Here is a 22789-nt window from a genome sequence, read left to right on the forward strand (position 1 = left end):
CGAAGCAAGATGTTCTACGTTTGACGAATGACACCTCCGTGCGTCGTCCGCACTACGCTGCCGCCGGATCCAATGATCTCGCGCTTCACCAGCCAACGCCCAACGGTTTAGCCTGGCGGCGTGACGATCCAGGAGCCCAATCCGGCGATGACGCTGCCGCCAGATGAACGGCCCACGCCTGACGCGATCCTGATGCAGACAAAGTGGAGCGACCTCGAACACGCCCGAGGCTGCGCAGACGACCTGCCCAGGGAACTCCGTCGATTCCTGGACAACAACATCATGGCCAGAACCTATGCGGTGGCTGAGTGTCTCGAGGTAGTGAGCCACCAGAACAGCATTTATCAGGCAACGACCCCCGTCGCGCTCTACGTCGCTGCACTCCTGGCCGATCCTCGCACCGGCGCCTTGGAGATCATCAGTCGAGACGGAAAGCTCCCACTCCTTCGAGAGGTGTTGATCGACTGGTTGGGGTGGATCGCCGCAGACGCCAGCGACGAAGTACTCGCGATCAGTCGCAGGCATGGTTTTGGAGAGTATCCGGCGCAGACCATCCTGCGCGCAGCACGGCCCGCCCTGCTCCGGGCCGTTCTAGCCTTCACCGGCGACCCGCAGCCGATCGTGCGGCGTGCCGCCGCAACTGCCGCACTTCACATCGTCGACGTGCCGGAGGGATATCGCGAGCACCATGACCAGCTGAGGCAGCTCGCGATCAAGATGCTTGAGGCCGAAACTGGTTCGTACTGCGACGACGAGACTCTGAACAGCCTAAATGACTGGTGCGCAGCTCTCGATGAGCTGCAGGCGGACGAGCCGCCGCGTTCGAGCAGGTACCACTTTCCGCGGCGGTGGGCCTATGAGGACCTGAACGACCTGCCGTTGTGGCTTGTCTTCCGTACCGTGATCGCTGAGCGCTTCCAGACGGTCCCGGAGGCGCCGCAGGCGAAACCGCTCTTCGCCGATCCACCCAGGGTCGGTTGGGACGACCGCGGATTCCTGCGGGACTTCTACAACGACATCCTCCACCAGGACACCTGTGACCCTCATACCGCCGACGGCGTTCCGCTTCTCGTAGCCATTGCGGTTGACGACCGAGTCCCACCTCAGCAACGGTTCGACGCCGTTGAGCTGCTGTTCGACATCGCGACAGTGTCGGGCCGCCACGAAGCCGAGAGTTGGCCGAATACTCCACCGCACGCCGACCCCCGCAGTGAGGAGAAAGCAAGCGCGGCAGTCCAGGCCTACCTACCGGAGCTACTTGCCCGCTGGAACAGCGAATGCCCCGCGGTGCAGATGGCGTTGGCAGCCCTCGCCGTCGTCTCCCCCACGGCCCGCACGGCGCCAGCTCTCACAGCTCGGCTTAAGCGGTACCTCGACCAGCATCCAGCCGGCACTGATGCTGGCGATTTCACACGCTTCGTGCTCGACCTGGCATCTGACGATGAACACAGGATCGTTGATTCGGTCGAGACTCTGACCGACGCCTACTGGCGGGGCACTTCTCGAGAGGCCCCGCTGCGTAGCCGAGCATTCCACCTTCTCGAACAGATGTTGACCAAGGTCAAGCGCCAACTCACGGCGGAAGCTATCGCGCGAGGATAGGCGCCAGGGTGACGGCATCGGGCCACACTGTCAGATTCAGTTCCCAGAATCGGCTTGGCGATCGCGCGAGGCTATCTGAGAGCGCCCAGTTCAGAGGGCCTACCGACTCTCATCTTCGGCTTCCCCAGACACCTCTCGCCCACCCGACAACCACCCGACCACCCCAAAATAGAGACGTGTAGTATCCCGATTATGCAGATGGGCGAAGGCGTCGAGTGGGGCCTGCACTGCCTGATGGCCCTGGTCTGGCTGGAGGACCAGGGGCCGGTGGCGGCGGGGCGGCTGGCGGAGGTGTTCGAGTTGCCGCCGGAGTACCTCAAGAAACGGCTGCAGCCGTTGGTGCGCGCGGGGATTCTGACGTCCACGCCCGGAGCGCGAGGTGGCTATTCGCTGGCCCGCGCTCCGGAGAAGATCACGCTCATGGATGTCGTCGCGGCCGTCGAGGGGCGGGAGGATGCCTTCCGGTGTACCGAGATCCGGCAGCGGGGGGCTGGGACGCTCGCGGGGACGCGGGAGTTCGGGCCGGCGTGTGGGGTGGCTACGGCCATGCGGCGGGCGGAGATGGCGTGGCGGCGGGAGTTGGCGGCGCAGACGCTCGCGGATCTGCTGGCGGTGGCTCCGGCGGGGGCGCCGGGGCGGGTTCGCCGCTTTCATCAGAGTCTTTAGAAATTACCCGGCTCTCAGGGCCGGGTTTCTTTGAAAGGTGATTCGGGATGTCTCATGTCTCGATATCGGCGCGGCCTCCCGGCACGTCCCGGGCCGTGGACTCCACGCGGCCCGGCGGCCTCCCGTGCACCCTCGTTCTGGCCCTCGGCACCTTCGCCGTCGGCACCGACGCCTTCGTCCTCGCCGGCTTCCTTCCGGACGTCGCGGCCTCGTTGCGCGCGTCCACCTCCAGTGCCGGGCAGGCGGTGACCGTCTTCGCCGCCGCCTATGCCCTCGCCTCGCCGCTCGTCGCCACCGCGACCGCGCGCCTTCCCCGCCGCGCCCTCCTCGTCGCGGCGCTGCTCGTCCTCGCGGCCGCCAACGCCGCGTCGGCGCTGGCGCCCGGGCTCCCGTGGCTGCTCGCCAGCCGTGTGGTCGCCGCGGCGGGGGCGGCGGCCTACACCCCGACCGCCGGTGCCGTCTCGGCCTCGCTGGTGCGGCCCGAGCTGCGGGGCAGGGCGCTGGCGGTCGTCGTCGGCGGGCTGACCGTGGCGACCGCGCTCGGGGTGCCGCTCGGCGACGCCGTCGGCGCGGTCATGGGCTGGCGGGCGGCGCTGGGCCTGGTGGCGGCCTTGTGTCTGGTCACCGCGCTCGCCGCCGGCGCCCTCATGCCGAAGCTGCCCGGCGCGGCGCCCGTCGCCCTGTCCGCGCGCCTAGCCGCCCTGCGGCGCCCCGGGGTGGCGGCCGTCCTTCCGCTGACGGTTCTCGGCATGGCCGCGGCCTACACCGTCTACGCCTACGCCGTCCCGGCCCTGCACGCCGTCGGCGTCGCCGGCTCGGGCACGGCGTGGATGCTGGGCGCCTACGGCCTCGGTGCGATCGCCGGGAACCTCGTCAGCGGTGTCGCCGCCGACCGCGTCGGACCGGCCCGTGTGCTGGCCGCCGGGTACACCCTCATGATCGCGACGATGGCCGCGTTCGCCCTGCTCGCCGCCACCGGGACGCGTGCGCCGATCGCCGTCGCGCTCCTGGCCGCCGTGTGGGGCGCCGCCAGCTGGTGCCAGACCCCGCCCCAGCAGCATCGTCTGATCACCGCCGCGCCGGCCGAAGCGCCGCTGCTCATGGCGCTGAACGCGTCCTCCATCTACCTCGGCATCGGCGCCGGCACCGCCGCCGGCGGGCTCCTGGTCCCGCAGGGCGCGGCCACGATGTTCACCGTCGCCGCGGTCCTCGCCGCGCTCTCCCTGGCCTGGCTGGCCGGGACCACCAAGATTTGGCCAAGGTGAGGATCGCCCCGTCCACCGTCGATTACCCTCGCTGGGTGACTGGCCGATCCAGCAAGCTCCGGACCACCGCGCTCGTCGGCGTCTGCGCCGCCCTGCTGACCGCCTCCGCCACCGCGTGCGGCGGCAGCAGCGGCAAGGGCCCCGCCGCGGCGCCACCACCGTTGACGAGCAGCGGCGCCGGCACGACCCCGAAGTCGGCCACCCCCGAACCGTCCGCCCAACCCGGCTCCCCCGCCGATCTCGCGGCCCTCCAGCGCGTCGTCCCGCAGCCGGTGTCCGTCACGGCCGGCGCGGGTACCTTCACCCTCAGCGCCGCCACCGCGATCCACGCCTCCACCGGCGCCGAGCCGATCGCCGCCGACCTCGCGGCGTATCTCAAGCAGCAGACCGGCCTGGCACTGCCCGCCGACGGCGGCGAGGACGCGCCGATCCAGCTCATCCTCCAGGCCACCGGCGGCGACCCCGCCTGGGGCACGGAGGGCTACCGGCTGACCGTCGGCACCGTCTCGATCAAGATCACGGCGGCGGACCCGGCGGGCCTGTTCCACGGCGTGCAGACGCTGCGCCAGCTGGTCACCGCCGATGACAGGATCCAGGCCGGCGTCATCGCCGACCACCCCCGCTTCGCCTACCGCGGCGTGATGCTCGACGTCGCGCGCCACTTCTTCAGCGTCGCCGATGTGAAGTCGTACATCGACGCCGCCGCGCTCTACAAGGTGAACGAGTTCCACCTGCATCTCACCGACGACCAGGGCTGGCGCCTCACGGTGCCGGGCTACCCGAAGCTCGCCACGGTCGGCGGCGCCAGCCAGGTCGGGGGCGGCACCGGCGGCTCCTACAGCGCGGACGACATGAAGGCCATCGTCGACTACGCCGCCTCCCGCTACATGACCGTGATCCCGGAGATCGACATGCCCGGGCACGTCGGCGCGGCCGTCCACGCCGACCCGGAGCTGGCCTGCGACGGCCGCAAGCACGGCGCGGTCACGACGGTGTCGCCGGCCTTCGACTCGCTGTGCACGACGAGCGAATCACCTTACAAATTCGTCGATTCGGCGACCAAGGCCGCGGCCGACGCCACCACCGGGCCCCTGCTGCACCTGGGCGGCGACGAGGCCCAGGCGCTGAACCTGACGCAGTACAACGGCTTCGTCAAGCGCGCCCAGGACCTGGTCGCCGCGCACGGCCGCACCCCCATCGCCTGGGGCGAGGCGGCGACCGCCCCGCTTCTCCCCCAGACCGTCCTCGAGTACTGGGACACCGCCCACCCGCTGCCGGCCATCGCGCAGGCCGCCGCCAAGGGGACCAAGCTGATCATGGCTCCCGGCGACCACGCCTACCTGGACCAGCAGTACACCCCCGGTTTCAAGCTCGGCCTGCACTGGGCCGGCTACCTCCCGGTCTCCAAGGCCTACAACTGGGATCCGGTCACCGTCCTGCCCGGTGTTCCGCCCACGTCCGTGATGGGCGTCGAGGCCCCGCTGTGGACCGAGACCGTCAAGAGCCTCGCCGACGCCGAGACGCTGGCCTACCCGCGTCTTCCGGCCATCGCCGAGATCGGCTGGTCGGCGCCGGAGAGCCACGACTTCAAGCAGTTCTCGCAGCGCCTGGCCAAGCAGGGCCCGCTCTGGGACCGCCTCGGCATCGCGTACTACAAGTCTCCTGAGATCCCCTGGAGCTGAGCGCGCGCGATCTACGCTTTCCGCACGATGCAGAGCCCGGATACACGCGGTATTCCTGGTCATCATGATCTGGAAGGTCGCGGTCCGCATCGCGCGCCGCGAAGCGCTGCGCCACAAGGGCCGCTCCGCTCTGGTGGCGGCGATGCTGGCACTCCCGGTCGCCGGAGCCGCGGCGGCCGACACGCTGTATCACACGGTGAAGCTGACCACGGCCGAGCAGCTCCAGCGCGACCTCGGGCAGGCTGACGCGCTCGTCGGCTTCGTGGCGCCGGCCCCGGTGCAGCAGCTCCCGGACGGCAGCGTCCCGGCGCCGCCCCAGGCCGCCGCCATGCTGGGCGGCGCGTTGCAGGGCGTCCAGGTCGCCTCCCCTGTCGAGGCCGGTGTGCTCCCGCCCGGGACGCGTGTCGTGCCGATGCCGGGCAAGCAGCAGCTGCGCGTGAAGTCCCCGCACGGCTCCTACACCGTCCAGGTCGCCGAACGCGACCTCGGCGACCCGCTGCTGTCCGGCCTCTACGAGCGGATCGCCGGCCGGGCCCCGCACGCCAAGGACGAGGTGACGCTGTCCACCTCGATGCTGGACGCGCTGGACAAGCACGTCGGCGACCAGATCAGCGCCGAGTACCTCAACGGAGCCGAGCAGACCGATCGGTACGGCCACCTGCCGGACCACGGCCTGACGATCGTCGGCGAGTACGACGACCCCTCGCACCTGGACGCCGACGAGATCCTCGCCTTCCCCGGCACCCTTCCCGAGCCGCCGGACTACCCCGGTCCCACGCACTGGCTGGCCCGGATCCCGGGCGGACTGTCCTGGGCCCAGGTGCTGCAACTGAACCGGAGCGGCTACTCGGCCGAGTCCCGGCAGGTCGCCGAGAACCCGCCGCCGGACTCCCAGGTCCCGCTGCTGCGCGACCACCGCGGCGCCGCGGCCGGCAGCAGCAGACTGACCGAAGCGCTGGTCGCGGTGGGCGCCGTGGGCGTCGTCATGGCCCTGCTGGAGGTGGTGCTGCTCGCCGGCCCGGCCTTCGCCGTCGGCGCCCGCAAGCGCCGCCGCGACTTCGGCCTGATGAGCGCCGCCGGGGCCGACCAGCGCATGGTGCGCGCCGTGGTGCTCGCCGACGGCGCGGTGCTCGGCGCCGTCGGCGGCGTGGCGGGCGCCCTTCTGGGGGTCCTGCTGGGGCGGCTGGCCCTGCCGGAGGCGGTGACGCTGACCCACCGCGAGCCCGGCGCGTTCCGGATCGCGCCCGGCGAACTGGCCCTCGCGGCGGTGCTGGGCGTGGCCACCGGACTGGTCGCGGCGCTGGTCCCGGCGATCATCACCGGGCGCCAGCACGTCCTGCAGGCCCTGACCGGCGGACGGCGCGGGGCCCGCGGTGTGCCGTGGAAGCTGGCCGCGCTGGGCACCGTGGTCCTGCTGGCCGGCGCCGGTGCCACCGGCTACGCCGTCTACCGGCCCGGCATCCACACCGTCCCACTGGTCGCCGGGATCGCCGTGTCCGAACTCGGCGTCGTGGCCCTCACCCCGCTGCTGGTGGCGCTGGCCGGCAAGCTGGGGCGGGCGCTGCCGCTGACCGGCCGGATGGCGCTGCGCGACAGCGCCCGCAACCGGGGCCGCACGGCGCCCGCGGTCGCGGCGATCCTGGCCGCCGTGGCCGGGTCCACGGCGGTGGCGACGCTGCTGGCCACCGACGACGCCCGCGGCCGCGCGCAGTACCACAGCACCCTGCGTCCCGGGCAGGCGGCGCTGATGTTCGGCTGGGCCGCGGTGAACGAGTCGGCCGCCGGGTCCCGGCCCGGGTTGCAGTTCAGCGGCCCGGACGGCGCCCCGAACGCCACCGCGGTGGACGCGCCGAAGGCGATCGCGGCGATCAGCGCCACCCTGCCGGTGCGCTCGGCGGCGCTCATCCAGTCCCAGGACTACACCGGCTTCGTCCCGGTCAGCGTGGTGGTCAAGCGCAAGCCCGGGAACGACTGCCCGTTCTTCGGGCCCAACGGCGGCGGCGTCCCGGCCGGACCGGACGGCGAGTCGATGATCCAGTCCGACCCGCGCTGCGTCGCCGCCTTCTCCGGTGGCCAGGTCGTCCCGGGGGACGCCGCCACGCTGCGCGCCCTGACCGGCAAGACCGACCCGGCCGCGGAGAAGGTGCTCGCCGAGGGCGGCATGGTGGTCTTCAACCGCTACGACCTCGCCACCGACGACCCGGCCACCGGACGGGCGACCGCGACCGTGGCGGTGCAGCGCATGTGCCCGTCGGACGGCCAGGACATGCCCGAGGAGCTCCGCAAACAGTTCGGACCCTATTGCTCCGGGCCGCCGCCGGCCGACACGACCCTGCCGGCCGCCGTGGCCGCGGCCCGGGACGGCAGGGCGGTCTCCAACGTGCGGGCCCTGATCCCGCAGGCGGTGGCGGACAAGTACGGCGTGAAGTACGTGCCGACGATGATCCTTTTCGACACCACCCGCATGCCGACGCGCGCCGAGGAGGAGCGGGCCAACGCCGCCGCCGAGGCCCTCGGCACCACCGCGCTGCTGAAGGTCGAGCGCGGCTACCAGGGCGGGAGCGACACCACGATGCTGGCCCTGGCCGCCGTCGCGGCCTTCGTCACCCTCGGCGCGGCGGCCATCGCCACCGGCTTGGCCATCACCGACGGCGAGGCCGACCTGGAGACCCTGGCCGCGGTCGGCGCCCGCCCGCGGGTGCGGCGCGCGCTGGCCGGATCCCAGGCCACGATCACCGCCGTCCTGGGCACCGTGCTGGGATCGGCGACCGGTCTGGTGCCCGCCGTGGCGATCATCGAGGCCCGCTCGCACAGCTTCCTGCAGTCCGCGGCCGACGCGCGCGGGGGCGGTCCGTTCGGCATCGGACGGGCCGTACACGCGCAGAGTTATCTCGCGATTCCGTGGTGGTTCCTCATCGGCACCATCGTGGTCGTCCCGGTCCTCGCGGGGGCCGGCGCGGCACTCGTCACCCGATCGAAGGTTGAGATTCGGCGACGACGCGGATAGGCGGGAGCCGGCGCGGGCAAGGGTGAGAAGCGGCCGGATGGCGCGCACCTGGCGGGCGCGCCATCCGGCTCCACGCGGCAGACCGCCAGCAGCGGCCGCGTTGTTCCGGCGATCGCCCGTTCGACCGCGAACGGGCAGGTCAGGCTCCTGCCAGCGAAGGCGGCAGGTCGCGCACCACCACCTTGCCGGTGGCGTTGCGCGGCAGGGCGTCGACGAACACCACGTCCCGCGGCACCGCGCTGCCGGGCAGGTGCCGCGCGACCAGGCCGCGCACCTGCGCCGCCGTCAGCTCCGCGCCCGGGCGCACCACGACGTAGGCGGCGAACCGCTGCCCCAGGTCCCCGTCCGGCACCCCGACCACCGCCGCCTCCCGCACCTCCGGCAGCGCGGCCAGCAGATCCTCGACCTCGCGCGGGAACAGCCGCTCGCCGGCGCACACGATCATGTCGGCGTCCCGGCCGTGCACGAACAGCCGCCCGGAGGAGTCCAGGTGGCCGCGGTCGTTGGTGGCCATGTACCCGGCGCGGTACTCCTTGGTGTCCCCGCTGGTGTAGCCGGCGAAGAGCATGTCGTTCCAGACGAAGATGCGGCCGGTGACGCCGCGCGGCACGATCGCGCCGAGCTCGTCGAGGACCTTCAGCCGGGAGTCCAGCGGCGGCCGCCCGGCGGTGGTCGGGGCGATGCGCAGGTCCGCGGGGTCGGCGACGGCGGCCCAGGAGACCTCGGTGGAGCCGTAGAAGTTGTAGAGGACCTCGCCGAAGACGTCCATGAACGCGGTGACCACCGGCGACGGGATCGGCGCCCCCGAGGTGGCCACGACGCGCAGCGAGGAGGTGTCGTAGGCGTCGCGCAGCCCCGGCGGCAGCTCCAGGATCCGCTGTAGCACCACCGGGACGCCGAACACCACCGCGCACCGGTGGTCGGCGATCGCCTGCAGCGCGGCCTTGGGCTCGAAGCGGCGCTGCAGGATCAGGGTGTTGCGCAGCGGCATCCCGATCTGCAGGGCGGCCAGCCCCCACATGTGGAACATCGGCGTCGCCACCAGGACGGACTCGCACGAGCGCAGCGGGATCCGGGAGAGCAGCGCGGCCGCGGCGGCCAGGCCCGGCGGGTTGCTGCGGTACGCGCCCTTGGGCGCCCCGGTGGTCCCGGAGGTCAGCACGATCAGCCGCCCGGGGACCTCCGGCGGGCGGCGCTTGCGGCTGGACGCGGTCGCGATGACGTCTTCCACGGTGCCCGCGGCCGCGATCCGGTGCGCGGCCGGGCCGGCCGAGCGGTCCGAGCGGGCCGGCCGGGCCGGGCCGGAGGAGCGGTTACCGCCCGGGCCGGCGGAGCGGCCGCCGCCCGAGCCGCCGGCGGCGTCCGGCCAGGCCACGACCAACGGCGCGGCGATCCGGGCGGCGGCGACGTGCTCGGCGAACTCGTCGGCGGCCGCCACCACCGCCGGGCTGTGGGTGCGCAGCACCTCGGCCGTGGCGCGCACCGACAGGCCGGTGTTCAGCAGCATCACGTCCGCGCCGAGCTCGGCACAGGCCAGCACGGTCTCCACGAACCAGGCGTGGTTCCGGCACAGCACCGCGACCCGGGTGCCGGGACCGGCGCCCAGCTGCTCCAGGCCGTTGGCCAGCCGGACCGCGCGGCGGTGCAGATCGCGGAACGTCACCTCGCGGCGTTCGTCGATCACCGCGATCCGGCGCGGCGAGCGGGCGGCGGCCGCCCGGTAGCCGCCGGCCACGGTGGCGCCCCAGCGGCCCAGGCTGGTCAGCTGGCGGACGTTGCGGTCGGGGCGGGCCGGCACCAGGATGCCCGAGCGCATCAGGATGCGCAGGACACGGGTCCGCGTCCCCTTCGGGCCGGCGACTTCGCTGCGGCTAGCGGGCATGACGGCGGTGCCCTCCAAACGGTGGTGGCCCGGGCCCGCACCGTGCGCGGCACGGGCCCAGGCGGTCGAGGGGGTGGGCGCGGCCGGTCCGCGGCGGCCGGTGTGCGGCCGGAGCGCGGCGGCCAGTGCGCAGCCGGAGCGTGGCGGCCGAGGCTACGGGTGCCCGGCCGGCCGGCTCAGTCGGACAGCAGCCGGTTGACGACCTTCCCGGTGGCGTTGCGCGGCAGTTCGTCGACGAAGTACACGTCTCGCGGCACCGAGAACCGCGCCAGGCTGCCCTTGACCAGGGTCTTGACCTCCTCGGCGGTCATCGCGACGCCGGGCAGCAGCGCGACGTAGGCGGCGAAGCGCTGGCCCCACTCCTCGTCCGGCACCCCGACCACGGCGCACTCGCGGACCCCGGGCTGCGCCGCGATCAGCTCCTCGACCTCGCGCGGGAAGACGTTCTCGCCGCCGGAGACGATCATGTCGTCGTCGCGGCCGGAGACGAACAGCAGACCGTGGGCGTCGACGTAGCCGCGGTCTCCGGTGGCCATGTAGCCGTCGGAGACCTCCTTGTTGGCGCCGTTGGTGTAGCCCTCGAAGAGCATGTCGTTCCAGACGAAGATGCGGCCCACCTTGCCGGTCGGCACCGGCTGGCCGGAGTCCACGTCCCGGATCACGATCTTCGAGCCCAGCGGCGGCCGGCCCGCGGTGGTCGGGGCCTGACGCAGGTCCTTGGGGTCGGCGATGGAGGCCCACGAGACCTCGGTGGAACCGTAGAAGTTGTAGAGGACCGGCCCGAAGGTGTCGAGGAACTTCGTCACCGCGGCGGCCGGGATCGCCGAGCCGGACAGGGCGACGATGCGCAGCGAGGAGGTGTCGTACTTCTTGATCACGTCCTCGCCGAGGTCCAGCATGCGCTGCACCATCACCGGGACCGCGAACACGGCCGTGGGACGCTTGGCCTGGATCGCCTTGAGCGTCGCCTCCGGGTCGAAGCGCCGCTGCATGATCAGGGTGGCCCGCAGCGGCATGCTGATCTGCAGCGCGGCCAGGCCCCAGGAGTGGAACATCGGGGCGGGCACCAGGATCCGCTCGCCGGCCCGCAGCGGGATCCGGCTCAGGATCGAGGCGGCGGCCCCGATGCCCGGCGGGTTGGGGCGGCGCGCGCCCTTGGGGGCGCCGGTGGTGCCGGAGGTGAGCACGATGATGCGGCCGGGCTTGGCCGGGGGCTTGCGGGCCGTGGCCGCGGCGCCGTCGATGACGTCGTCCAGGGTGAGCGGGACGGCGGCGCCCTGCTCGTGCCAGGAGTTGATGCGCAGCGTGTCCTTCGGGCAGCCGGTCAGCACCGCGTCGAACTCGGTGTCGGCGATCACGGCCCGGGGCTGCTGCTCCTCCAGCACCTGGGTGAGCTGGCCGGCGGACAGGCCGGTGTTCAGCAGCACCGCGTCCACGCCGAGCTCGGCGCAGGCGATGAAGCAGATGACCATGCCGGCGTGGTTGCGGCACAGCAGCGCGACCTTGTCCCCGGGCTGGACGCCGCGCGTCTGCAGGCCGTTGGCCAGGCGCGTCGCGCGGTTGGTGAGCTCGCGGTAGGTGAGCACGACCCGCTCGTCGATGATCGCCTCGGCGTTCGGGGTGCGGGCGGCGGCGGCCCGGAACCCGCCGGCGATGGTGGCACCCCAGGCCATGAGCGCGCGCAGCTGGCCGACGCTGCGGTGCGGCGGTCCGGGGCGGATCACGCCGGCCCGTACCAGGGTCGCGGCCACCGCGAGGTGGGATCCGCCGCCGTCGATGGTCGCGCCTGCCGGGCCGGGCATGGTCGGTACCTGCTTTCTCGTGGAGCTGGGCCGATCGGTGCCGATCCGTGTCGGTCCGCGTCGATCCGTGGGGACAGTCCGCGAAGAAGTGCCGCTCGCTCGAAGTTACCCTCCGGTAAATTGGAGCCGACGTCAATACCCCGGCCCGGACCGCCCCCGCCAGGGCCGGACGGGTGAATATCACGGTGTTGAGAATGTACCCGGGCGCGCCGGAGCCCTACAAAGGACTCATGCGACCGGGACCGAACCATCCACGAACCCTGCGACGCCGGGCCGGCGGCCTGCTGGCCGCGGCGCTGCTCGCGACCCCCGCCACGGCCGTCGCCGCGGCGCCGGCACGAGCGCTCTCCTCCGGAATCGACGACTTCGGCTGCCGCCCGAGCGCCGAGCATCCGCGCCCGCTGATCCTGCTGCACGGAACCTTCCTGAACCCGGCCGACCAGTGGCAGGTCGGGGGCCCGTATTTCGCCGAGCGCGGATACTGCGTGTTCGAGCTGGACTACGGCCAGTACGCCGGCATCCCGCTGGTGCACGGCATCGCCCCGATCGAGGACTCGGCGCGGCAGCTGGCGGCGTACGTGGACCGGGTGCTGGCCGCGACCGGGGCCGGCCAGGTGGACATCGTCGGGCACTCGCAGGGCGGCGGGGCGCTGCCGCGGTACTACCTGAAGTTCCTCGGCGGCGCCCCGAAGGTGCACACGCTGGTCGGGATCGCGCCGACGAACCACGGCGGCACCGCGACCGGGCTGTTCACCGTGGCGCAGCAGGTGCCCGGGGCCACGCAGGTCGTGGGGACCGCGTGCCCGGCCTGCGTGGAGCAGTTCGTCGGCTCGGACTTCAACCGGCGGCTGGACGCCGACGGCGACACCGTGCCCGGCGTCCGGTACACGACGATCGTGTCGCGGCTGGACGAGGTGGTGACGCCGTACCCGAACCAGTTCCTGGACGGTCCGAACGTGCGGAACGTGGTGGTGCAGGACCTGTGCCCGCTGGACGTGTCGGAGCACGTCCTGGTCGGGACGGTGGACGGGGTGGCCTTCCACGAGGCGGCGAACGCGCTGGACCCGGAGCACGCGGTGCCCACGACGTGCACGGATGCCCTGGACGGGGTGACGGGGGTGGTCAAGGGGCTGCTCTAGGCTCGCCGCATGGACGATGTCTGGGTGGTCGCGGGGGCGCCCGGCGCCGGGAAGTCGACGGTCGCCGGGCTGCTGGCCCGGCGGCTCTCCCCGGTCCCGGCGGTGCTCGACAAGGACACGCTGTACCGGGGTTTCGCCTCGGAGGTGCTGGCGGCGGCCGGACGCGGGTTCGGCGAGCGCGAGGGCGCGTGGTACGACGAGCACGTCAAGGCGCACGAATACGGCGGGATGACCGCGGCCGCGCGGGAGATCCGGTCGCACGGCTGCCCGGTGATGCTGGTGGCGCCGTTCACCACGCAGATCCGCGATCCCCTGCGCTGGGCGGAGTGGGGCGCCGAACTCGGCGGCGGGACCGTGCGGCTGGTGTGGGTGCGGTGCGACGTCTCAGTACTCCGCGACCGGATCATCGCCCGGGGCCGCTCCGAAGACGCCGCCAAACTCGCGTCCTTCGACGCGTGGGCCGCGGCGATCGGCCCCGACACGCCCCCGCCGGTCCCCCACCGCACGGTCGACACCTCCTCCGGCGACCCCGACCGCGTCCTGGCCGACGTTGCGGCCGCGGCCGAAACGTCCACCCCATAAGGTTGCGGTATGAGCCTGCTGACCGCCGAAGACCAGTACCGCCGCGGCGAGACCTTCGCCGCCCTGCACACCGCCCCCGACGTCTTCGTCATCGCCAACGCCTGGGACGCCGGCACCGCCAAGGCCTTCACCGCCCTCGGGTTCCCGGCCCTGGCCACCACCAGCGCCGGCATCGCCCACTCCCTCGGCACCGCCGACGGCGGCATCACCCGCGACCAGACCCTCGCCAACGCCGCCGCCCTGGCCGCCGCCACCCACCTGCCCGTCGCCGGCGACCTCGAACACGGCTTCGCCGCCACCGCCGACGGCATCCCCGAGACCATCCGCCTGGCCGCCGCCAACGGCCTGGTGGGCGGTTCGATCGAGGACGCGGTCGACAACACGATCATCCCTGTGGAGGCAGCCCTCGAACGCCTCACCGCCGCGATCGAGGCGGCCCGCGCGCTCCCGTTCCCGTTCACCGTGACGGCCCGCGCCGAGAACTTCCTCCACGGCCGCCCCGACCTGAAGGACACGATCGCCCGCCTCCAGGCCTACGAGGCGGCGGGCGCCGACGTGCTGTTCGCCCCGGGATTGACGACCGAGGAGCAGATCCGCACCGTCGTCTCCGAGGTCGGCAAGCCGATCAACGTCCTGGCCGGCGGCCCCCGCCTGAACGCCACGGTCGAGCAGCTCGGCGAGTGGGGCGTGCGCCGCATCAGCCTCGGCTCGAACCTGTCGCGGGCGGCGATGAGCGCGGCGATCAACGGGGCGAAGGAGATCGCGGAGCGGGGGACGTTCGAGTTCGGGCGGGGCGGGATTCTGACGCATGGGGAAATCGAGGGGTACTTCGGCTGAGGAGCCTCACATCTCCACGGCGCGCGACTCCTGGACATCCCAAGGCCCGTAGCGGCTGAATCCCAGTTCTCGAGAGACCTCCTCGCGAAGGTTTTCGGGCATCTCGTCGAAGAGGAGGTTCAACAACGCCAGGTAAGCGTCCTGGCTCGGGGTGCCCCCGTCCTCAGCTCTCATTTCCCGGAACAACACTTCGATCGTGTTCACCGGCATGCGCTGAGCGATGGAGGTCAACTGGGGCAGCGGAATATGGCGCGCCACTGCGGCCATGCTCTCCGTGGGCATGAGCCGCACGATGTCGCTCGCTCGGGCCGGCCGGAGCATGCCCAGCAACCTGCCGGCCTGAACGGGTGAGCCCGCCTCGACGATCTGCATGATCCTGCTCGTCAGCATGGCATCGAGCGCGACCTGCGCTCGGGCAGCCTTCATCTTGTGCAGTTCGTTCGCCGCGGACTCGGCAGACATCTGACTCAGCCACTGTCCATCGTCGAAATCCGCGGAACCGGCACCGGCATCCGCCCCTCTCGGAACCGGCTCCTGTTCCTCCTCCTCAGAGGCCTGCTCCAGCTGTCGCTCCAACTCCTCGCAGCGCGCCTCGGCCTCACGACGCCGTTCCTGGGCCACCTCCAGTTCGCGGGTCAGCCGCTCGATCTCCGCCAGCAGCATGGACCGCTGGGCGTCGGCATCGCCCTGGAGAGCGACGAGGGCGGCGGCGTGATCGTCGCGCTCGCGGTCCACGGAGTCCTCGAGCTCTCGCACGCGGACCTCGAACTCGGCCACCCGGCGCTCGGCTTCGTGCAACTCCTGATCGGCCTCGCGCTCACGCCGGTCCGCTCGCTGAGCCTGCGCGTCCGCGTCCGCCAACTGCTCCTGCAGCAGCTGGATCTTGTGCGCCGGCGAGCCACCGGCCTCCAGCGCCGCGTAGTACTGGTCCCGCAGATGTTTGACGACCGCGGGCGTCGGCGCCATGCCGTCGTTCTTCATGGTCGACTCGACCAGCAACCGGTGCACGAAGTCCCACCGCGGAATCCGCTCGCCGTTGAGATAACGCGACAGCACGCTCTTGTCCAAGTAGACGCGCGCCGCGTACCGGTTCTGCGACACATCCAGTGACCCGAACAGCGCCCGTAGACTGCGCGTGAACAGCGCACCCGGGCCGGACTCCGCCGTCTCCGGACCCACGGTTCCGAACTCCGCGTCCGCGCCCGGCTCCACCTCTCCCGAGTTCACCGGCTCGAGCTCGCCCATGTCGTCCCCCTACCTGCGTTGCTGAGCACTGGCAACCGTTGACCCTGCCGCAACACTCCGTGCTCACCTCATTGTGAGGCCATGGCAGAACACAGCGATAAGAAATGGCAGAAGGCAGCCGTCATCGGCACCTGGGTCAGCGCCGTGCTCCGCGCGATCCAGATCCTCATCCGCGAGCACTGAGCCCGAAACGGTCCCTCAGAACAGCGTCGGCGTGTCGTACACCAACGGCCGCCGGCGCTCTGCCGTCCGCACCCCGGCGGTCGCCGCACCCTCCCCCGCCGCGATCGTGTGCCGTCCCGCCAGCAGCCGTGTGTCCAGCAACAGCGGCGCGCCGTCGCCGACGGTCACGAAAAGGTGCTTGCCGATCACGGCGCGCACCTCGCCCGCCAGCGTGCCGCTGTCGTCCAGGGCCTCGACCTCGTGGTACGTCGCCGGGGCTCCGTCGTGCAGGCCGAAGAACGCGGTGTTGTCGACGATCGGGCCGGCCGGCAGCGGTTCCAGCGTGTGGTCCGCCAGGATTCGCAGCGCCTTGGTCCGTGCCTCGGTCAGTGCCGAGCGCAGCCCTTCCGTCTCCGGCAGGCCCCACCACGCCTCCACCTTCGCGCGCGAGCGGTACCGCTCCTTCGCCAGTCCCGAGGCGGACAGGGTGAGCTCGGCGCGGCGGATCGCCGGGAGCGATCCCGTCGCGATCAGCGTGTACCCGATCGCGCCCTGCTCCAGCAGCCGCGCGACGCCGCGCTGCACCGCCGTGATCCCGACCTTCAGCATGCCCGGGGCGAACCACGCCAGGTACAGCTGATAGGTGCGCCCGTCGTCCGTGACCCGGTCGCGTGCGATCGCGAGTCCGTGGTCGCGGTTCTGGCACGCGGGGCACTGGGCCAGGGTCGCGCCGGCGTCGATGTCCGCGTCCTCCGCACAGGCCGTACGCCCGCTGCCCGGCGCGGTCCAGCCGATGCACCGGCGCCGCCCGGACCACGTCAGCGCCAGGCGCGCCCCCGGCATCAGGGCCTTGAGGTGCAGGTCGTCACCCTCGACGGCGGTCAGGGCGGGGCGTTCCTCGAACCAGCTCATACCCGTGCAGAGACGGTCGGGTGACGGAGACGGTGCGGGTACTGAGACAGGGTTCGGATTCGCGTTCACGCCTACCATTCTGGCCGCGGCTGCAACAGGCACGACTCTAGACGGCGCCACTGACACGTTCTGTTCCGGGCTGTGGGACAGCGCGGATGAACGTCAGGCCGCCGACCCGCCGCCGTCCGCCGCACCGCACTGGCTGCCGTCGCCATCCGGCACCCGCATCCCCACGAGCAGCACGTCGGCCATCAGCTCGGGGTTGCCGCCGGCCAGGATCGACTGGCCCATGCCGCACATCAGGGCGTCGAAGTCCTCGACCGCGAGGTCGGCGCGGACCATGCCGGCCTCCTGGGCGCGGCGGACCAGGCCGAACTTCCGCTCGTGCAGGTCCTGGCGGTAGTACGCGCACTCCTCACGCTGGGCGTCGGCGGTGGACTGGACCTGGAAGGTCTCGCGCAGGCCGGCGTCCTCGCCCATCATGCGGGCCATGGCGTGGATGAAGCCGCGGATGGCGACGGCCGGGGCCTGGGTCTCCATCGCCTGCTCGGCCTGGTTGATCACGGTCTCCATGCGGTGCACCACCAGCTCGACGGTCAGCGCCTCCTTGGTCGGGAAGTGCCGGTAGACCGTGCCCACGCCGAGCCCGGCGCGCTGCGCGACCTCGTCCATCTGCAGGCCCATGCCCTGCGTGCGGAAGAGGTCGTCGGCGGCCGTGATGATGGCCTCCCGGTTGCGCCGGGCGTCGGCGCGCAGGGGGCGGTTCGGCGATGACTGGGTGAGGACCATGGTGGAACGGTACACCGGTCACCCATGAAGCGGAAGTTGAGTTCCGGTTCCGCTTGACAACCGGAGGGAGGCCTCCGGTACTGTCGTCCCCGATAAACCGGAACCGTAACTCACCTTCCGCTTCAGGGGGATGCACCTCATGTCAGCTGTTGCAGAGAGCGCAGCACCGGCCGTATCGGGCGGTCGCACTGTCAACCGCGGAGCGGCCCTGGCCCTGCTCGCGGTCACCCAGTTCGTCCTGGTCCTGGACGCCGGCATCGTCGGCGTGGCCCTGCCCTCCCTCGTCAAGGGGCTCGGCTTCGCGCAGAACGACCTGTCCTGGGTCACCAACGCCTACACCTTGATGTTCGGCGGCTTCCTGCTCCTGGGCGGGCGGCTGGCCGACTACTTCGGACGCCGCCGGATGTTCATGGGCGGCCTGATCCTGTTCTCCGTGGCCTCGCTGGTCGGGTCCTTGTCGCCCTCCCCCGGCTGGCTGATCGGCGCCCGCGCGATCCAGGGCTTCGCCGCCGCGGTGGTCTCGCCGGCCGCGCTGTCCCTGCTGCTGATCTCCTTCCCGGACAACACCGACGCCGAGAAGGCCGAGCGCAACAAGGCGCTGGGCGTCTGGGGCGCGGTGGCCGGCGCCGGCGGCGCCGTGGGCCTGATCCTGGGCGGCATGCTGACCGACTGGTTCGGCTGGGAGGCCTGCTTCTGGGTGAACGTCCCGATCGGCGTGGCGGCCGCCCTGGTGGCGCCCCGCGTGCTGCCGGTCGGCGCCCCCAGCGGCCCGCGCACCGGGTTCGACCTGGCCGGCGCCTTCACGGTGACCGCGGGTCTGGCCAGCGTGGTGTTCGTGCTGGTCAACGCCCAGAAGGTGGGCTGGACCTCGCCGGAGACCCTGGGCCTGGGCGCCGTCGGCGTGGCGCTGCTGGTCGCCTTCGTGGTGGTCGAGGCGCGGACCCGGATGCCGCTGGTGCCGCTGTCCATCTTCCGGCGCCCGGTGCTGCGCGGCGCGAACGTGGCCTCGGTACTGCAGGTCATGGGCCTGATGCCGGCGTTCTTCTTCATGACCCTTTACACCCAGCAGGTCCTGGGCTACTCGCCGCTGAAGTCCGGTCTGTCGCTGGTGCCGATCGCGCTGGCGATCGTGGTCGCGGCCACGGTGGCCGGGCAGCTGGTGGCCAAGGTCGGGATCAAGGCCACCACGATCGGCGGCATGGTGGTCATGGCCGCCGGCCTGCTGTGGGCCTCCGGGATGCCGGCCGACGGCTCCTACGTCACCGACTTGCTGCTTCCGCAGGTCGTGATCGGCCTGGGCGCCGGCCACGCCTGGGTGGCGCTGACCATCGCCGGCACCGCCGGCGCCTCCGAGGAGGAGTCCGGCCTGGCCTCCGGCCTGCTGAACACCTCCCAGCAGGTGGGCGGCGCGCTCGGCCTGGCGATCCTGGCCGCGGTGGCCTCGGCCCGCACCTCGCACCTGTTCGGCACCGGGGACAACCCGGCGCAGGCGCTGTCCGGCGGCTTCGGCACGGCGCTGCTGGTCGGCGCGGGCCTGGGCGTCCTGGCCGCCGTCGCCACCGTGTTCCTGCTCCCCGGCAAGAACGCGATGCCGGCGGTCGACGAGCACGCGATCGAGCTGGCCGAGGAGACCGACCACATCGCGATCCTGCCGGTCGGCGACGCGGTCCCCGCGAAGTAGCACCGGCCGCCGGGAGGCGGCACACACACCGCGCGGCGGGGCCCGGACCCAGGAGCGACCTGGGACCGGGCCCCGCGGCGTGTCCCCCGAATGCCCGGCCGACCCCCCGCTGCGCCCCGGCTCCGTGGGCAACGGCGAGTACGGTCGCATCATGTTCGAGAACACGAAGGCCTTCAGCGGCTTCTCAGTGGACGACATCCCGGCCGCCAAGCAGTTCTACAACCAAGTCCTGGGCCTGCCGGTCACCGAGGAGAACGGCATGCTCCACCTCCAGATCTCCGGCGGCAACCCGGTGCTGGTCTATCCGAAGGGCCCGGCCCACAAGCCGGCGACCTTCACGATCCTGAACTTCCCGGTCCCGGACATCGAGGCCACCGTGAAGCAGCTCAAGGAGCGCGGCGTCGCCTTCGAGCAGCTGCCCGGCGTCGGCCGGGACGGGATCAGCCGGGAGGGCGGACCCCTCATCGCGTGGTTCAAGGACCCGGCCGGCAACTGGCTGTCGGTGATCCAGGACTAGTGGAGCCACGTCGGGATCGGCCGACCCGGGGCCGCCGATCCCGACTTCGACCGGCTCAGCTCTGGTAGACCTGGAACGACCAGAGGGAATAGCCCCACGGGGTGCCGCGGGCGGTCCCCAGCATCCTGATGTAGCGTCCGGTGCCGATGGGGCCCGTCACAGTCTCCGTACCGCCGGCACCGTCGGACTGGACGTAGACGGTGGCCCAGGTGGTGCCGTCGTTCGACATCTGGAGCTGGTAGGCCTTGCCGTAAGCGGCCTCCCATGCCAGGACGACTCTGCCCACCGACTGTACCGAGCCGAGGTCGGCCTGGATCCACTGCGGGTCGGAGAAGTCACTGGACCACCGTGTCGACGCGCTGCCGTCCGTGGCCAGGCTCGCGGTGTCGCTCGTACTCGGCTGTACCGACGAAGCCGTGGTCGGCCGGCTGTAGGCGAGGTTGTCGTCATCGAAGACTTCGAACTCGTAGAGCGAATAGCCGTACTGGGTGCCCCGTGCGATTCCGTTCATCCGGATATAGCGACCGGTGCCGACGAACCCCGTCAGGGATTCGGTGCCGCCGCCGCCGTCATCCTGCGTGTACACCGTCGTCCAGGCGACCCCGTCGTTCGACATGTCGATCGTGTACCGCTTGCCGTACGCGGCCTCCCATCCCAGGACCACCCGGTTCACGGCCTGGACGGAACCGAGGTCGATCTGGATCCACTGCGGGTCGGAGAAGTCACTGGACCAACGCGTCGACGAACTGCCGTCCGTGGCCAGATTCGGGGCGTAGCCCGTGTTCGGCTGCACCGAAGACGCGGTGGTCGGATGGTTGTCGGCCAGGCTGTGGTCGTTGAAGACCTCGAACTCGTAGAGCGAATAACCGTACTGGGTGCCGCGCGTAACTCCGTTCATCCGGATGTAGCGGCCGGTGCCGACGAACCCGGTCAACGTCTCGGTGCCGCCGGCGCCGTTCGCCTGGGAGGAGACCGTGGTCCAGGTGACGCCGTCGTTCGACATGTCGATCGTGTACTGCTTGCCGTAGGCGGCCTCCCAGGCCAGCACGACCCTGGTCACCGTCTGCACCGACCCGAGGTCGACCTGGATCCACTGCGGATCGGAGAACTGGCTGGACCACCGGCCGGAGCCGTAGGGTCCGGTCGCGTTCGCCGCCGCGAGGTCGGTCCCCTGCACGCTGGACGCGGTGGTCGGCCGGCCCTGGGCCAGGTCGCCCGGAATGGTCATGGCCGGCCATCGCGGGTTGCGGCCGATCAGGTCCATGACCGGGAAGAACGACGCGTAGGTGCTGCCCTGCGGCGCCGGCCCCGACCACGTGACCTGCGCCAGGGTCCGCAACGGATACTTCAGGCCGCCCGCGGTCTGGTCGAAGGTCTCCGCGCTCGGGTCGTCCAGCCACACGTTGATCCGGGAGCCCGGGTTCCCGCCGGCGTCGGTGATCGTCGCACCGCCGTCGAAGGTGTCCGGATTCCACGCGTACAGCGCCGCCGTGTCGGGCTTGTGGTTCCCGTAGGTGTAGTAGGTCACGGCCTGGTTCTCGTTGGCGACGACGTGACCGGCGGCGGCCAGCTGTTGCGGGGTCTGGCCGGACGCGACCCAGTACTCGACGCCGACATCGGGGTTGACCGCCACCGTGCCGTCGCCCGAGCCGATCCGGTCGTTCCACATCCGAGCCGTCTTGCCGCCCGCCTTGACCAGGGAGTCCACCGAGTTCACGAAGATGTAGAAGGCGTCTTTGGCGGTCGTGCCGCCGTTGGCCCGTGCGTAGGTGAGCAGCTGGGTATAGGGCGTCGTGGACGAGTAGTCCCCGATCTCGTCGCCGCCGAGGTGCCAGTACGGAGAGCTGGTGAACCACGGCAGGTATTCGCTGAGCAGGTCGCCGACCAGCTGCCGGGCGGCCGGCTGCGTCACGTCGATGTTGCCGCCGCCGCTGGGGTTCCCGGAACCGTCCTTGAGGCGGTAGTCGTGCCCGGCGGCCAGCTCGGCGGCCAGGATGTCGTCCATGTGCGCCGGCATGTCGATCTCGGGGACGACGGCCACGTGGTAGGCGTTCGCCACGGCGATGATGTCGGCGATGTCCTGTCTGGAATACTGCCCCGGCCCGAAGACGGTCGGCTTGATCTCGGGGTGGGTGCTGCTGACGAGCCGGGTGCCGAACCCGATGAACAGGGAGTTCAGTTTCAGGTAGGACATGTCGCGGATCTCGTTCTCGATCCAGTCGACGGGGACGAACTTCGGCGCGGCGTCGATCCACATGCCGCGCTCCGGCTTCAGGGGGGCGTCGGCCGCCGTCCCGGCCGGGATGCTCGGCCCCTGATGCAGCAGTTGCAGGACGGACCGAGTGCCCCAGAACTCGCCGGTCGTGGTGCTGCCCTGGACCGTGACGGAGGCCCCGACGGTCAGGCTGTAGCCCTCGGCCGGCTGGCTCCCGCCCAGGGTGAGCAGGACGTCGCCGGGCCCGGCGGTTCCGGTGGTCACGGTGACGGTGCGGTTCTCCAGGGCCGACAGGTCGGCGGCGAAGGTGTTCGCGTCCCCGGCCAGCTGGCCGGCGAACGCCGGATCGACGACGACGCGGCTGGTCGGGCCCCAGGTGAACGAGCCGGAGGCGGCGGTCCAGGACTTCAGGGCGGGGACGGTTCGCGGTGGCGCCGAGGCGGCATGCGCCGCGGACGCCGTCAGGAGGGCCGTGGCGGGGACGCTGCCGGCCGCGGCGAGCGCCGCCGCTGTCAGCAGCCTGATCGTACGCATCGATGAACCTGCCTCTTGAGGGATGAGGGCGGGATGTGTGGCGAGGCGTGCGCGGGTCAGGACATCGTCCTGATTTGTTGCCCGCTTCAACAAAACGAGCGGTAAGCGTCATGGAACACGCGCCGATCGAGGGTGTCAATACTCAGAGACGAAAATCGTGCTCGGTCGCGTGCGTTTCGGCGTGACTTCGATCCGTATTGCGCAGTCCGCACGCAAAAGACTCCAGGCCGTGTCAGGCGCAAGACCCACCTCTTCGCGACCCGATCGAGG

The 22789-nt window shown here is 71.6% G+C and carries 16 protein-coding genes; 10 read left to right on the forward strand and 6 right to left on the reverse strand.

What is annotated here, in order from left to right; all coding sequences use genetic code 11:
• Positions 1-120 precede the first annotated feature (120 nt).
• From ABD466_RS12780 to ABD466_RS12800, 5 genes are all read left to right on the forward strand, one after another.
• Positions 121-1602, forward strand: a complete 1482-nt coding sequence (locus ABD466_RS12780) for a hypothetical protein (RefSeq protein ID WP_344657210.1) — start codon at positions 121-123, stop codon at positions 1600-1602.
• Between the two features lie 192 nt (positions 1603-1794).
• Positions 1795-2268 (forward strand): RrF2 family transcriptional regulator, encoded by a 474-nt coding sequence (locus ABD466_RS12785; RefSeq protein WP_344657211.1) that lies wholly within the window; start codon positions 1795-1797, stop codon positions 2266-2268.
• Between the two features lie 47 nt (positions 2269-2315).
• Positions 2316-3533, forward strand: coding sequence for an MFS transporter (locus ABD466_RS12790; RefSeq protein ID WP_344657212.1), 1218 nt, complete (start codon positions 2316-2318; stop codon positions 3531-3533).
• A 35-nt stretch (positions 3534-3568) separates the two neighbouring features.
• Positions 3569-5215 carry a beta-N-acetylhexosaminidase gene (locus ABD466_RS12795; RefSeq protein ID WP_344657213.1) on the forward strand — a complete coding sequence of 549 codons (1647 nt, stop codon included), beginning with the start codon at positions 3569-3571 and terminating at the stop codon, positions 5213-5215.
• 64 nt (positions 5216-5279) lie between these two features.
• Complete coding sequence (locus tag ABD466_RS12800; RefSeq protein ID WP_344657214.1) at positions 5280-8222, forward strand: ABC transporter permease; 2943 nt, start codon at positions 5280-5282, stop codon at positions 8220-8222.
• A 139-nt stretch (positions 8223-8361) separates the two neighbouring features.
• On the opposite strand, the gene ABD466_RS12805 is transcribed toward ABD466_RS12800, so the two are convergent.
• Both ABD466_RS12805 and ABD466_RS12810 read right to left on the reverse strand, forming a co-directional pair.
• Positions 8362-10104: an AMP-binding protein gene (locus ABD466_RS12805; RefSeq protein WP_344657215.1), complete on the reverse strand. Its 1743-nt coding sequence runs from the start codon at positions 10102-10104 to the stop codon at positions 8362-8364.
• A 176-nt stretch (positions 10105-10280) separates the two neighbouring features.
• Positions 10281-11906, reverse strand: a complete 1626-nt coding sequence (locus ABD466_RS12810; protein ID WP_344657216.1) for an AMP-binding protein — start codon at positions 11904-11906, stop codon at positions 10281-10283.
• A gap of 230 nt (positions 11907-12136) precedes the next feature.
• Between ABD466_RS12810 and ABD466_RS12815 the strand changes: the two genes are divergently transcribed.
• The 3 genes from ABD466_RS12815 to ABD466_RS12825 are packed head-to-tail and all read left to right on the forward strand — an operon-like array spanning position 12137 to position 14464.
• Positions 12137-13045, forward strand: coding sequence for an esterase/lipase family protein (locus ABD466_RS12815; RefSeq protein WP_344657217.1), 909 nt, complete (start codon positions 12137-12139; stop codon positions 13043-13045).
• A 9-nt stretch (positions 13046-13054) separates the two neighbouring features.
• Positions 13055-13627 carry a P-loop nucleotide/nucleoside kinase family protein gene (locus ABD466_RS12820; protein WP_344657218.1) on the forward strand — a complete coding sequence of 191 codons (573 nt, stop codon included), beginning with the start codon at positions 13055-13057 and terminating at the stop codon, positions 13625-13627.
• 9 nt (positions 13628-13636) lie between these two features.
• Positions 13637-14464 (forward strand): isocitrate lyase/PEP mutase family protein, encoded by an 828-nt coding sequence (locus ABD466_RS12825; protein ID WP_344657219.1) that lies wholly within the window; start codon positions 13637-13639, stop codon positions 14462-14464.
• A 6-nt stretch (positions 14465-14470) separates the two neighbouring features.
• Here ABD466_RS12825 and ABD466_RS12830 read toward each other — a convergent pair whose 3' ends face one another.
• The 3 genes from ABD466_RS12830 to ABD466_RS12840 all read right to left on the reverse strand — a co-directional run bounded on the left by ABD466_RS12830 (position 14471) and on the right by ABD466_RS12840 (position 17572).
• Positions 14471-15709: a hypothetical protein gene (locus tag ABD466_RS12830; protein ID WP_344657220.1), complete on the reverse strand. Its 1239-nt coding sequence runs from the start codon at positions 15707-15709 to the stop codon at positions 14471-14473.
• Positions 15710-15907: 198 nt separating this feature from the next.
• On the reverse strand, positions 15908-16783 hold the full coding sequence (locus ABD466_RS12835; RefSeq protein ID WP_344657221.1) for a DUF2797 domain-containing protein: 876 nt from the start codon (positions 16781-16783) through the stop codon (positions 15908-15910).
• Between the two features lie 162 nt (positions 16784-16945).
• The gene (locus tag ABD466_RS12840) at positions 16946-17572 is read right to left on the reverse strand and encodes a TetR/AcrR family transcriptional regulator (RefSeq protein ID WP_344657222.1); all 627 of its coding nucleotides are present in this window, start codon (positions 17570-17572) and stop codon (positions 16946-16948) included.
• A gap of 139 nt (positions 17573-17711) precedes the next feature.
• Between ABD466_RS12840 and ABD466_RS12845 the strand changes: the two genes are divergently transcribed.
• The gene (locus tag ABD466_RS12845; protein ID WP_344657223.1) at positions 17712-19253 is read left to right on the forward strand and encodes an MFS transporter; all 1542 of its coding nucleotides are present in this window, start codon (positions 17712-17714) and stop codon (positions 19251-19253) included.
• Positions 19254-19404: 151 nt separating this feature from the next.
• Positions 19405-19770: a VOC family protein gene (locus ABD466_RS12850; RefSeq protein WP_344657224.1), complete on the forward strand. Its 366-nt coding sequence runs from the start codon at positions 19405-19407 to the stop codon at positions 19768-19770.
• Between the two features lie 55 nt (positions 19771-19825).
• Here the strand turns inward: ABD466_RS12850 and ABD466_RS12855 are convergent, their stop codons facing one another.
• Positions 19826-22519 (reverse strand): galactose-binding domain-containing protein, encoded by a 2694-nt coding sequence (locus tag ABD466_RS12855; protein ID WP_344657225.1) that lies wholly within the window; start codon positions 22517-22519, stop codon positions 19826-19828.
• Positions 22520-22789: the final 270 nt, after the last annotated feature.

The sequence above is a fragment of the Catenulispora subtropica genome (assembly GCF_039531675.1).
Classification (GTDB): Bacteria; Actinomycetota; Actinomycetes; order Streptomycetales; family Catenulisporaceae; genus Catenulispora; species Catenulispora subtropica.